The sequence below is a fragment of the Tateyamaria pelophila genome (genome assembly GCF_019966495.1).
GTDB classification, from domain to species: domain Bacteria; phylum Pseudomonadota; class Alphaproteobacteria; order Rhodobacterales; family Rhodobacteraceae; genus Tateyamaria; species Tateyamaria pelophila.
Genome location: NZ_JAIMIA010000125.1, coordinates 1 through 12,183, shown reverse-complemented (window position 1 = coordinate 12,183; position 12,183 = coordinate 1). Strand labels below are relative to the sequence as shown.

Genomic DNA, 12,183 nt, shown 5'->3' with positions numbered 1-12,183 from the left:
CGGCTCAGATCACCCACGCCCGGGCGCTCGATTTTGATCACATCGGCACCGAAATCAGCGAGCTGTAGAGTGCCAACGGGGCCCTGCTCGGCCTGTGTGAAATCAATTACGCGAATTCCGTCTAGCGGAAGATTGGAAGTATCTGTCATGTATTTGTCCCTTGATGACGGTTAGACGATGGTTCGCTCACCCTGTAACATCGGGTGAGCGAACACATTTGGCGGTAAACTTAGTCGGTGGTTTCGTAGTAAAGTATCCATTCGGCGTAGAGTGCCGGCTTTTCCTCACCTTCAATTTCAACGGTCAAAGCAGTGATGAACTTGCAGTTGTGCTCATCCTTCCACTGAACGTCCTTAACCTCGCCGTGTATGCGTACCCGCTTACCAGTGTGTACCGGGGCCAGGAAACGAATCTTGTCATAACCATAGTTGAACCCATGCGGCATGTTCTCAGGCACTGGAAAGTTAGCCATAATGTAAGGTGTCAACCCCAGCGTCAGCAAGCCGTGAGCAATGGTTCCACCCATATCGGTTTTTTTCGCTCTTTCGGGATCGACATGCATGAAGTAGTCATCGCCTGTGCAGTGGGCGAATTCGTTGATGCGTTCCTGCGTAACTTCATACCACCCGGAAGGTTCAACCTTCTTCCCGATAAAATTGACGAGTTCTTCTTTGGGTACGACTTGGTTCGCCATGGTGTTCTCTTTCTTTGTTCAGGCTGGATAGCTTCCGCAGCGGAAGCTAAATCATCTTTAGCCGTCGTCAAGACTGGTGATTGAACCGACGTTCCCCAAGTAGAATGCCCTTTTTTCTTAGTCATTGGAGACGCTTAACCGAACGATAGGGAGACGCTTAACCGAACGATAGGGAGACGCTTAACCGAACGATAGCTCAGACACGATAGCGCAAACAGCAGAATTTTGAATTCTAAATCGAGGGTCAAATCCTCCGCAGGTCACTTTCCATGGAGTTCTTGTCAGAAGGATTCCGGTTGAGGCGGGCAGGGTGGTTTCGTAGCTTTTTGTCATGACGAAATCAGACCCATTCAAGGGCTTTCACAACAGCCCCGCGATCATCCGCCTTGCGGTCATGATGTACGTTCGCTTTCCACTTTCGCTCCGTAATATCGAGGATCTGCTCCACGAGCGCGGGATCGATATCAGCTACGAAACCGCGCGGTACTGGTGGAATAAATTTGGCCCGATGTTTGCAGCTGAGATCCGCCGAAATCATGTGCAGCAGATGCGCTCGTACTCAAATTGGCAATGGCACCTGGACGAAGTTTTGTGAAGATCAACGACGAGCGGCACTACCTGTGGCGGGCGGTTGATTACGAGGGTGAAGTGCTGAAGTCTTTCGTCACAAAGACGCGCGACAAGAAAGCGGCCTTGAAATTCCTAAAGAAAGCAATGTGCAAGCATGGTTATCCGGAAGTTGTCGTCACGGATATGCTGCGCTCATACGGCGCTGCGCTGAAAGAGATCGGCGCCGCAGACAGGCAGGAAACGGGCCGCTGGCTGAACAACAGAGCGGAGAATTCGCCACTGCCGTTTTGACGACGAGAAGGGGCCATGCTTCGCTTCCGGCGCATGCGAAGTTTGCAGAAATTCGCCGCCGTTCACGCTTCCGTCTATGACCATTTCAACCAGGAACGCAGCCTCTCAACTCGAACGAATTTCAAACTCAACCGCGCCGCCGCTCTCGCTGAGTGGCGCGGTCTCGGTGCGGTATAAAGGGCAGTCATATTGCCATTGCAGAGACGAGTTCGAATTGGTCTGACAGCGCCCCTGTAACCGCAAACAAGCTTGAATACGGGCGCAAAATCGACCAACCTCAACACAACATCACTTGGGAAATATCGGTCCATTGGCGCGCCACGGTCACCAGTTTGTTATGTTCGATTGGTACGCTGCCTTCTATCTGGCATTAATGGGGGGAGGCTGTGGGTAATTTCAAGTTCCCGACTGCATTCACCATCCTGTTTGTTCTTATCGCTGTCGTCGCGGTTCTGACATGGATCATTCCTGCTGGTCTCTACGATCTTGCCATGAACGAGGCACTTGGCCGTGAGACACCGGTACCGGGCACGTACAAGGAGGTCGAACCGAATCCCCAAGGATGGATCGCCGTCCTGATGGCCCCGATCAAGGGCTTTTACGACCCGATAGAATATACTGCCAATGCGATCGACGTGTCGCTCTTCGTTCTGATCATAGGTGGCTTCCTGATGGTTGTAACGCGCACAGGCGCGATCGATGCCGGCATAGGTCGCCTGCTGACCGCTCTGGAAGGCCGCGAGATCTACATGATCCCCATCCTGATGATTGCATTTGCCCTTGGCGGGACGACCTACGGGATGGCCGAGGAAAGCCTGGCCTTCTACTCGATCATCATCCCGGTCATGATCCGAGCCGGTTACGATTCCCCGACGGCGGTGGCGACCATTCTGCTGGGTGCCGGAATCGGAACGCTTGGATCGACCGCCAATGCCTTTGCCACCGGGATCGCCTCTGATGCGGCCGGTGTGACGCTTGGAGATGGTCTGGTGTTGCGTATCGTCATTCTCGTTCTCTGCCTCGCGGCAGGCATTGTCTACGTGATGCGCTACGCCACGCGGGTGAAAGCGGACGCCAGCACATCCATCGTGGCAGACCAGCTCGACGCCCACCGAGAACACTTCCTGAAGGGATCAGAAGAGGAATCCCTGCCGGAATTCACCCGGATGCGTGGGATCATCCTCACGCTCTTCGGTCTGACATTTGTGGCGATGCTCTGGGGTGTGATCACGCAGCGATGGTGGATGGGCGAAATGTCCGCGCTGTTTCTGGGCATGTCGATCCTCGTATGGATCGTAGGCTGGTTCGAGGCTGACACGTCTCTATCCGAGAAGGAGTTCATCGACGCCTTTATCGACGGGGCGCGCGACCTGCTCGGCGTTGCGCTGATCATCGGTGTTGCGCGCGGCATCGTGGTTGTGATGGACGAGGGCAACATCACGCATACCATTCTGCACGCACTCGAAGGATTGTTTGGAAGCCTGGGTCAGATCGCGTTCATCAACACGATGTTCTTCGTCAATACGGTTCTGTCCTTTCTGGTACCCTCGTCCTCCGGTCTTGCCGTGCTGACAATGCCTATCCTCGCGCCGCTTTCAGATTTTGCAGGAGTGGGTCGCGACCTCGTCGTGACGGCCTACCAGTCTGCGTCGGGCTGGGTGAATCTGTTCAACCCCACGTTTGCAGTTGTCATGGGCGGACTCGCACTCGGCAAGGTTTCTTACGACCGCTGGCTGCGTTTCGTGTTTCCGCTGCTAATTGCTCTGGCACTTATCATCATGGCAAGCTTGTCTGTGGGCGCGATGACAGGCAGTAGTTCTGGTGCGCCTCCTGCGGTCGAGACCGTCGAAGAGCCAGCGACAACCGAAACAGGCAACTAGAGGAGCGTGCCCGTGGCTGTAGAAAGCGTTGGCATGCAAGCTGCAGCCCCTGCGACCAAGTCTCTCGGATTATGGGCTTGCGTCGCGCTGGTGGTCGGAAACATGATCGGATCGGGCATCTTCTTGCTACCTGCGTCACTCGCCAGGATTGGGCCGATTTCGATGTGGGGCTGGGTTCTGACATCTGTGGGCGCGCTGATTCTCGCGGTGATATTCGGCCGGCTTGCGCAACTCGTCACCAAAACAGGTGGACCCTATGCCTACTGCGAGGTCGGCTACGGTGAGTTTGCCGGTTTCATTATCGCGTGGGGTTACTGGATCGCTCTTTGGACCGGGAACGCCGCGGTCGCCGTCGCGTTGGTTGGATATCTCGGATATCTCGTGCCTGCGATCGGAGACAGCACGGAAATGAGCCTCGCCGCAGCACTGATTTCCATCTGGACGCTAACACTGATCAACATACGCGGGGTTTCTGAGGCGGGAATGGTGCAGGCCATCACGACGATCGGCAAGCTTGTTCCACTCCTGCTGATCGGGAGTCTGGGCCTGATCTGGGTGGATCTTGAAAACTTTTCGCCAGCAAACTTGTCTGGGGAGGGCGATCTCGCTGCCATTTCCGCCGCCGCCGCACTGACCCTTTGGGCCTATCTGGGCCTAGAATCCGCCACGGTTCCGTCGGGCGATGTGGTTGAACCCGAAAAGACGATCCCGCGCGCGACCATCCTCGGCGTTCTGATTGCCGCCGTGGTTTACATCTCGGTCACGTTCGTGGCCATCGGTGTGGTGCCAAGCGCTCAACTCTCTCAATCCTCGGCGCCCCTGTCCGATGTTGCGACTGCGATGTGGGGCTTTGCAGGGGGTATCCTGATCGCGATCGGCGCCGTGATCTCGACCTTTGGTACGCTTAACGGCTTCACGCTCTTGTCGGGCCAGGTGCCCTATGGCGCGGCGCTTGATTGCGTTTTCCCAAGCGCATTAGGCAAACTCAGCCGGTATGGCACGCCGGCGAATGCATTAATCCTTTCCAATCTGCTCGCCTCAATCCTCATCGTCATGAATTTTTACAAGGGGCTTGTCGGTGCGTTCGAAGTCATCATCTTGCTGGCCGTGATGTCGAGCCTTTTGCCTTACGCATTGTGTGCCCTTGCCGAGATTATGATACGATTAAAGGGCCACGGCACTCAACTGACTACCCTAGGGCGCGCCAAAGTTGTAATCCTTGGAACACTTGGTTTCGTCTACGCACTTTGGGCCATTTACGGTTCCGGCGCTGAAACGGTGTTTCTCGGGTTTCTGCTCGTCCTCGCGGGGATCCCTATCCATGTCTGGATCAAATCCCGGCAACCTGTCGGCGAAGCCAACGCTCCCCAGTCACTCAAATCGGAAGAGGTCTAATCATGGAATTCGGCGTTCATTCGGAAATCGGAAAACTACGCAAGGTCATCGTATCGCGACCATCGCTCGCGCATGACCGCCTGACGCCTCGCAACTGTGAGGAATTGTTGTTTGATGACGTGATCTGGGTTGAAGAGGCGCGCCGGGATCACGCGGAATTCGTACAGGTAATGCGAGAGCGTGACATCGAGGTGTTCGACATACAGGATCTGTTGGCCGAGACCCTCAATTCCAGCCCCGAGGCGCGGTCTTTCATGCTCGATCGTCTCATCACGCCTAATATGGTGGGCCTTGGTTTCTCGGTAGAGATGCGCGCTTGGCTCTACGAGATGGATGCCAAGCTGCTCGCACAGCACATGCTGGGCGGCATCATCTTTTCGGATTTGCCCAAAGATATGATCCATCCGCAGTTTAAGGATCTGATCGCGCTCGGGGATTTCATTCTGCCGGCGGTACCCAATGCCCAGTTCCAGCGGGATCCCTCCTGTTGGATTTTCAACGGCGTGACGACCAACCCGATGTTCTGGCCAGCGCGCAAACCGGAAACCCTGATCATGCGTGCTGTCTACAAGTTCCATCCGATGTTCAAGGATGCGGATTTCCAGATTTGGTGGGGTGATAGCGACGAGGACTTTGCCCATGCCTCGGTCGAGGGCGGGGACGTCCAGCCTGTCGGCAGGGGTACTGTGTTTATCGGGATGGGAGAGCGTACGACGCGCCAGGCCGTTGCCCAGCTTGCCAAGGCGCTTTTCGAGAAGGGCGGCGCAGAGCGCGTCGTTGCCTGCGCGATGCCCAAGAGTCGCGCAGCCATGCATCTGGACACGGTCTTTACGTGTCTCGATCATGACAAGGTGACAGCCTTTCCCGAAGTGGCAGATCAGATCACATGCATCTCCATTCGGCCCGGAGATAAAGGCGATCTCGACCTACGTGTCGAGAAAGGTAAGCATCTCTTCGATGTCTACAAGGAAGCACTCGGGCTCAACAGCCTGCAGGTCATTGGTACTGGCGGCAACGAGTTTCAAGCGGAACGCGAACAATGGGACGACGGCAACAACGTGGTCGCGCTTGAACCGGGTGTCGTGGTGGCCTACCGCCGCAATACCTTCACAAACGGGCTCATGCGAGACGCAGGTGTTGAAGTGGTCGAAATCTCCGGTCAGGAACTCGGGCGCGGGCGCGGCGGCGGTCATTGCATGACCTGTCCCATCCTGCGCGATCCGGCCTATTGATTATCGTTTTTACACAAGGAGCTAAAAAAATGGCCTTCAATCTCAGGGGACGTAGTTACCTCAAGATCGCGGATTTCACTCAGCGTGAAATGCTCTATCTGCTCGATCTTGCGCGCGACCTCAAACGTATGAAATACGCAAGATCAGAGCAGCAGACGCTCTACGGCAAGAACATCTGCTTGATCTTCGAAAAGACCTCTACCCGCACACGCTGCGCCTTCGAAGTCGCGGCGCACGATCAGGGGGCGAACATCACCTACCTTGACCCGTCGGGCAGCCAGATCGGGCACAAGGAATCCATGAAGGACACCGCGCGCGTGCTCGGGCGTATGTTCGACGGAATCGAGTTCCGCGGCGCGGGACAGGCGATGGTGGAGGAACTGGCAGAGTATGCCGGTGTACCGGTCTACAATGGTCTGACCGACGACTGGCACCCGACGCAGATGCTGGCAGACATGCTGACGATGATCGAACATGCCGACAAGCCGCGCCGCGATATCGTTTTCGCGTATTCCGGCGACGCGCGTTCCAACATGGGCAACTCGCTTCTCATGCTTGGCGCCTTGATGGGCTGCGACGTGCGGATGATTGCGCCCGAGGAAAACCAGCCCGGCGAGAGTGTCGTGAAGCTTGCGCATGAACGCGCCGAAAAATCCGGCGCACGGGTGACCATCACTGACGATCTGTCTGCTGTCGAAGGGGCAGATTTTGTTCATACGGATGTCTGGGTCTCGATGGGCGAGCCAAAAGAGGTCTGGGCGGAGCGGATCAAGCTTCTGAGCCCCTATCAGGTGAACATGGATCTCATCAAAAAAACCGGAAACCCGCATGTTAAGTTCATGCATTGCCTACCGGCCTTTCATAACACCGAGACCAAGGTTGGCAAAGACATCTACGATGAGTTCGGCATCTCAGAGATGGAAGTCACCGAAGAGGTATTTGAGAGCGATATGAACATCGCCTTTGAACAAGCCGAAAACCGGATGCATACGATCAAGGCGATCCTTGTCGCCACCATTGGGTCCTGATCCATGGGTCGTGTTGTCGTCGCCCTTGGGGGCAATGCCCTCCTCAGGAGAGGGCAGGAGATGACGGCGGGCAATCAGCGGATCAACGCGCGTATCGCCGCAGAAGCCCTCGCGCCACTTTGCGAGGCTCATGAAACCGTTATCACGCACGGAAACGGTCCGCAGGTCGGCATGCTCGCCCTGCAGGAGATCATCTACACCGACGTCGAGGAGTATCCGCTTGATGTGCTAGTAGGCGAGACGATGGGCATGATCGGCTACATGATCGAACAGGAACTGGGCAACATCCTGCCATTCGACCATCATCTCGCAACGGTCCTGACGATGGTCGAGGTCGATCCTGACGATCCTGCCTTTTCAGACCCGACGAAGTTCATCGGACCGGTCTATTCTGAAGAAGAGGCTAACGCGCAAGCTGCAGACAAAGGATGGTCGGTAAAGCCGGATGGCAAGTATTGGCGGCGGGTGGTCCCATCACCCAAACCAAAGCGCATCTTTCAGGTCGAGCCCATTAAGTGGCTACTGGAGAAAGGTGCCACGGTGATCGCGGCCGGCGGCGGCGGTATTCCGACAATGTACGAAAAAGGCGCGGACCGGAAACTCGTCGGTGTCGAGGCCGTGATCGACAAGGACCTTGTCTCCTGCCTGCTGGCGCAGAACATTGCTGCGAGCACCTTGGTCATCGCAACCGATGTGCCCGCCGTTTTTTTGAACTTTGGCAAACCGGAACAAGTGGGCATCAAACGCGCGAGTGCCGATGCGCTCGACGCGTTTGATTTCCCTGCAGGGTCCATGGGTCCCAAAGTCGCCGCCGCACAGGATTTCGTGCGCAGAGCCGGCGGGACATCGGTTATCTGTGCGCTCGCCGATGTTCCGGCCGCCGTCCGTGGTGAAAAGGGAACGACCGTTGTCTCAGATCTGGAGGAGATCGAGTATTGGGGGTGACTGCGCAACGGGTGCGGATTTAGAATCTGTGACCTGACCGGCGGAAACGGCGCCGGAGCAAAGTGTGCTAACGAGCTGGGGCGTGGGGGCTGCGCCTCTGTATCGGCTGCTTGTGATTATTTTTAAACGCCTTAATGTCAATTCGAATGTGGGTTGAACCATGCAAACTTGACTACTCAAAAGTATGCATAAGGAGGAAGCATGCGAAAGTTATTTTTGGCCAGCTCCGCTGTTGGCGCGTTGATGTGCGGATCGGTGTCTGCTGCTGATGGTGCTTGGCTAACCGATCCGGTCACTGACTGTGAAATCTGGAGCAGCGGTGAGCCTTCGTCCCACGAGCGGATCAGTTGGAGTGGCGCTTGCATTGATGGCAAGGCAGCTGGTCGGGGGACTGCAGTCTTCTGGGACGACGATGGCCTGGAAGCGCGTTACGATGGTGATATGATTAACGGCAAAGCGGATGGCTACGGCATCGTCTGGATGCGAAACGCTGAAATGACGGGTTATGATCTCTATGAAGGCTCATTTGTTGCCGGTGATTTTGACGGTGAGGTCACCATATCGACCCATGACGGTTATGAATTTACCGGCGAAATCCTGGATGGAAAGGAAAGCGCTGTTGGCGAGTTGATTTCCCCTGATGGCTGGATGATGCGGGGCGAGATACTCGACGGAAAAATGGTCGGTTCTGCGTTTGTTTACTTCGAAACCGAAGAAGGCGAACAATACGCCGGTGCCGCCGAAAACAATCAGAAACACGGCATCGGTTCAATGGTTTCTCCAGATGAAACCAGTTACGTAGGTGAGTTCGAAAACGGATCGCCCTCGGGGCTTGGTTTCTTAGAGGATCCTACAAAGGGAAGCCGGTTTGTCGGCCAGTTTGCAAGTGGCAGCCCAAATGGTGTTGGCACTGCGTTGGATGCTGAAGGGGTCGCGTATCAGGGTCGTTTTGTGGATGGTGTTCCTGACGGCACCATTCTCGTGACGATGGCAGACGGGACGCAATCGACTGAACAGTGGCAGAACGGGAGCAAAGTAGAATGAGGACTGTAAGTTTTAGGAGCCGGACTGTCGCGGTTCTGGCCGTTTTGGGTATGGTCAGCACCTTTGCGATCTCCACGCCAGGCCACGCGGGGCCTGTCGGGAAACATGCAATCAGGGGAGCCATCGCGGGCGCTGCAATCGGCGAAATTTCTGGTGGGGACGCGGCTCAGGGGGCGGCCATCGGGGCCGCTGTCGGCGCGGTATCTGGGGCAATCAAAAAGAACAATCGTCGCGACAAGTTCAAGAAACACCACAAAAAACGAATAAAACATCACAAGAAGAAAAGACGGTAAGTTTTCGATGAGTCGGCTGTTCTACTATTCGTCACTAATTACCAATTGAGTCGCCTTAGGATGTTGGCGCTTCACTGTTCGCTTAAATTTGCGCACCACATACAAACATGCTGTCACACGAATGCGAACCAATCTCAGTTCTCCAGCAGATAACGTACAGATTCTTTCGCACATTTGCTTCTGACGGTGGCTCCTTTCAGACTGGCTGAGAGGAGCTGAGAATGGACGATAACGAGAAACCCAAAGCGATGGGAGAAGTGATACAGATCGACGAGGCGCGTATTCGTGATCACCTGGGTGAGATGGTGCGCGTCACTGTTGAGGAAGCGCTGAACGCGATGCTGGACGCCGAGGCCGACCAACTGTGTGGCGCGGATCGGTATGAACGCAGTGAGGGCCGCAAAGACACGCGGGCGGGGTCTTATCAAAGATCGCTGGACACCAAGGCTGGCAAGGTCAGCCTGAAGGTTCCCAAGCTGCGGCGTCAGACGTTTGAGACGGCCATCATCGAGCGTTACCGTCGGCGGGAAAGCTCGGTCGAGGAGGCGCTGGTCGAGATGTACCTTCGCGACAATGAGGTGCGGTTGCAACTGCACGCGCTGGCCTACAACCTAGCCACCTTCCTGCGCTGCATCGAGCTACCCGAGGAAATGGCCGACTGGTCGCTGACCAGCCTGCAACTCAAGCTGATCAAAATCGGGGCACGCATGGTGCGCCACGCCCGCGGCATCACCTTCCATCTGGCTGAGGTAGCCGTCACAGGCCCAATGGTGCGCGCCATCCTTGCCGCGATCCAAAGCTTGCGAGCGCCGCCGTCATGCACGTGATCGCGACCCAGAACCAAACGGGACGAAAGCAGCAGGACAGGTCTGCCCGACACGCTAAAAAACAAGGCTGACGGGCAAGGACGCCGCAGCTACGCGGCCCAGTCGCCCACTTCCAGCCGCTGGCGCGACCGCAGACGCCGTTCGGGCTGAAAATACTTGCTTCGCAAGCAGCTTCAGGCGAACCTTACATCACACGGCAGGCCACTTGGGGAATGTCGGCGTAATACATTTTAAGTAGGATTGCCCTTGTTGGTTCAGCCCGGTCCACATGAAAAGCCGGGAAGCGCATGGGGTGTGAGCTTTGCTCAGCACCCACAAAGCATTGCTCAACAAAACAATTGATCTCGCCAGTGAAGTGCGCGCGGCGTTTAAGATCTATGGCCTCCGTCTTCCCAAGACATTGCACCTGGTGAATCGTCAGAACATCCATATTTGCGCCGCTTGTCATTTCAAGGTGAACGAGCCAAAGTATTCGCTCCAGAATACAAAAGAGCCGCCCTCAAAGGCTGCTCTTTATCGTTTCAAGTGGCGGGCTCACAAAAGCTCGTGTCCCTATTCAGGAAACAGGAAGACGAGCGTTGCCTGAAGTTGGGCATTCGCACCGCCATCAGGTTTTTTTGCAAACCCGTATGCTGCTACTGACAAATTCACGGGCTGTTTTCCCCAATTGAAGATCCTGCCGAAGCCGCCGCCCACCGGAATAGTCCACTTGTTCCCGCTATCTGCTTTTTGATTGTAGGTTATGACAGGGCCAGTTTTCAGATACCAACCGTTGTCAAGGTTGTAGTTGGCAAAGGGTTGGGCTGTCATAAAATTAACGCCTTCGCGCGACTTGGAACTGTCCACATCCCAAACGTTGTTGAGCAATCCACCCACCGTCCAATTGTTAATCTTGGCGAACAAGACGCCGCCGATGCCCGCGGAATTTCTGCCTGTACCAAGGATGTCGTCGGATGCCGTATCAAACTGAAGGACCGGTCCGACACCCCAAGTCCAAAAGTTGTCCCCGCCCAAACTCTTGGTCTGTTTCGGCACAAAGTAGGTTTGCAGCTGGATATCGCCAACGCCTGTTTTCCCATCAACCGGACCAGAATCTGGCTGGTCGATGAAAGGAATGATGCCGCGCAAAACCAAGTTCCAGTTTTCGGTAATACCAATTGGAACCACCGGTTTAAAAGTAAGAATGTTCTGGGTTCTATCTTCTTCCCCGACATTCTGATTGCTATCAAATTCGAAAGGCAAACTGATCAGCGAGGCGATCGGGTTCTGTGACTGGGCCGCCAAATCTATCTGTCCCCCTCTCGCTCCCTGTGCCAACGCCGAACTGCTGGCCCCAAAACTGGTCATAATGAAGATTGCGGCAAGGGTGGAAGTACAAACCCGCAGTACTCTGCCGCGTTCGAGTACTGCCGATGATGAGTGAAAATTTTCCATGTTCCTTCATTCTTTACAGAGCCGGCTTCAATTGTGCGGCGCGTTTAAATAGCTGTTCGGCCTAACGCAATCACCCGTCAAGCGGATCACGCTGAGAGCTTTTGCCGGATTTCTCACCAGCTGTGGGCACCCTAGCCGCAATTTTGACAGGTGCAAATTACGGACCGTGACCTGCGGAGGATTTGACCCTCGATTTAGAACCCAGAATTCTCCTGTATGCGCTATCATGCATTTGAAAAATTATACTGACTAAGAAAAAAAGGGTTGACTTCATGGGCTGGTCTGAAATTTTCGTACTTCTACTCGTCACGTGCGGTCCAACGCGCGCAGCGCTTGTCTATATGAGCCTGACGAAATCAGCGGACGCCTCTCTCAAGCGCGCAATCGCGTTCCGTACGGTGACCGTATCGACCGTGATCTGCATCGTCTTTGCCCTGATCGGCGCGGCGATCCTGGCGGGGCTGAAGGTCAGTACAGAGGCGCTGCTGATCGCGGGCGGCATCATCCTGCTTCTGTTCGCGCTCAACATGATCCTCGGCGAGGACAAGGA

Annotated in this window: 12 protein-coding genes and 3 pseudogenes; 11 read left to right on the top strand and 4 right to left on the bottom strand. The window is 55.4% G+C overall.

Annotated features, from left to right (window positions below; genetic code table 11):
- Positions 1-149 (bottom strand): CoA transferase (locus LC354_RS23105; protein WP_223428321.1); only part of this gene is annotated, 149 nt, incomplete at its 3' end.
- An 80-nt stretch (positions 150-229) separates the two neighbouring features.
- Positions 230-694: a MaoC family dehydratase gene (locus LC354_RS23100; protein ID WP_223428315.1), complete on the bottom strand. Its 465-nt coding sequence runs from the start codon at positions 692-694 to the stop codon at positions 230-232.
- A 331-nt stretch (positions 695-1,025) separates the two neighbouring features.
- On the opposite strand from LC354_RS23100, the pseudogene LC354_RS23095 reads away from it, so the two are divergent.
- From LC354_RS23095 to LC354_RS28140, 10 genes and pseudogenes are all read left to right on the top strand, one after another.
- Positions 1,026-1,732: pseudogene (locus LC354_RS23095) on the top strand (IS6 family transposase).
- Positions 1,733-1,941: 209 nt separating this feature from the next.
- On the top strand, positions 1,942-3,435 hold the full coding sequence (locus LC354_RS23090) for a YfcC family protein (protein WP_223428313.1): 1,494 nt from the start codon (positions 1,942-1,944) through the stop codon (positions 3,433-3,435).
- A gap of 12 nt (positions 3,436-3,447) precedes the next feature.
- Positions 3,448-4,830: an amino acid permease gene (locus LC354_RS23085; protein WP_223428311.1), complete on the top strand. Its 1,383-nt coding sequence runs from the start codon at positions 3,448-3,450 to the stop codon at positions 4,828-4,830.
- 2 nt (positions 4,831-4,832) lie between these two features.
- Complete coding sequence (locus LC354_RS23080) at positions 4,833-6,062, top strand: arginine deiminase (protein ID WP_223428309.1); 1,230 nt, start codon at positions 4,833-4,835, stop codon at positions 6,060-6,062.
- Between the two features lie 29 nt (positions 6,063-6,091).
- A complete protein-coding gene (gene argF, locus LC354_RS23075; RefSeq protein WP_223428308.1) occupies positions 6,092-7,090 on the top strand; it encodes an ornithine carbamoyltransferase in 999 nt (332 codons plus the stop codon).
- Positions 7,091-7,093: 3 nt separating this feature from the next.
- Complete coding sequence (arcC, locus tag LC354_RS23070; RefSeq protein WP_223428304.1) at positions 7,094-8,035, top strand: carbamate kinase; 942 nt, start codon at positions 7,094-7,096, stop codon at positions 8,033-8,035.
- Positions 8,036-8,236: 201 nt separating this feature from the next.
- Entirely contained in the window at positions 8,237-9,079 is an 843-nt protein-coding gene (locus LC354_RS23065) for an MORN repeat-containing protein (protein WP_223428301.1), read from the top strand.
- Positions 9,076-9,372 carry a glycine zipper domain-containing protein gene (locus LC354_RS28150; protein WP_399204194.1) on the top strand — a complete coding sequence of 99 codons (297 nt, stop codon included), beginning with the start codon at positions 9,076-9,078 and terminating at the stop codon, positions 9,370-9,372. The genes LC354_RS23065 and LC354_RS28150 overlap by 4 nt, the downstream gene beginning before the upstream one ends.
- Before the next feature lie 221 nt (positions 9,373-9,593).
- Positions 9,594-9,929 (top strand): annotated as a pseudogene (locus LC354_RS28145) (transposase); the annotation flags it as partial.
- Between the two features lie 9 nt (positions 9,930-9,938).
- A pseudogene (locus tag LC354_RS28140) lies at positions 9,939-10,199 on the top strand (transposase); the annotation flags it as partial.
- Positions 10,200-10,383: 184 nt separating this feature from the next.
- Here the strand turns inward: LC354_RS28140 and LC354_RS23050 are convergent.
- The gene (locus tag LC354_RS23050; protein WP_223428300.1) at positions 10,384-10,629 is read right to left on the bottom strand and encodes a hypothetical protein; all 246 of its coding nucleotides are present in this window, start codon (positions 10,627-10,629) and stop codon (positions 10,384-10,386) included.
- Between the two features lie 122 nt (positions 10,630-10,751).
- Positions 10,752-11,633 carry a type 2 periplasmic-binding domain-containing protein gene (locus LC354_RS23045; protein ID WP_223428298.1) on the bottom strand — a complete coding sequence of 294 codons (882 nt, stop codon included), beginning with the start codon at positions 11,631-11,633 and terminating at the stop codon, positions 10,752-10,754.
- Positions 11,634-11,974: 341 nt separating this feature from the next.
- Here LC354_RS23045 and LC354_RS23040 point away from each other — a divergent pair.
- On the top strand, positions 11,975-12,183 hold a 209-nt coding region (locus tag LC354_RS23040), incomplete at its 3' end, for a MarC family protein (RefSeq protein WP_317849386.1).

Bases quoted from the DNA above. Each gene is read 5' to 3' on its own strand.
- argF (WP_223428308.1), top strand. From the start codon at position 6,092: ATGGCCTTCAATCTCAGGGGACGTAGTTACCTCAAGATCGCGGATTTC.
- arcC (WP_223428304.1), top strand. From the start codon at position 7,094: ATGGGTCGTGTTGTCGTCGCCCTTGGGGGCAATGCCCTCCTCAGGAGA.
- LC354_RS23045 (WP_223428298.1), bottom strand. From the start codon at position 11,633: ATGGAAAATTTTCACTCATCATCGGCAGTACTCGAACGCGGCAGAGTA.
- LC354_RS23050 (WP_223428300.1), bottom strand. From the start codon at position 10,629: ATGGATGTTCTGACGATTCACCAGGTGCAATGTCTTGGGAAGACGGAG.
- LC354_RS23100 (WP_223428315.1), bottom strand. From the start codon at position 694: ATGGCGAACCAAGTCGTACCCAAAGAAGAACTCGTCAATTTTATCGGG.
- LC354_RS28150 (WP_399204194.1), top strand. From the start codon at position 9,076: ATGAGGACTGTAAGTTTTAGGAGCCGGACTGTCGCGGTTCTGGCCGTT.
- LC354_RS23065 (WP_223428301.1), top strand. From the start codon at position 8,237: ATGCGAAAGTTATTTTTGGCCAGCTCCGCTGTTGGCGCGTTGATGTGC.
- LC354_RS23080 (WP_223428309.1), top strand. From the start codon at position 4,833: ATGGAATTCGGCGTTCATTCGGAAATCGGAAAACTACGCAAGGTCATC.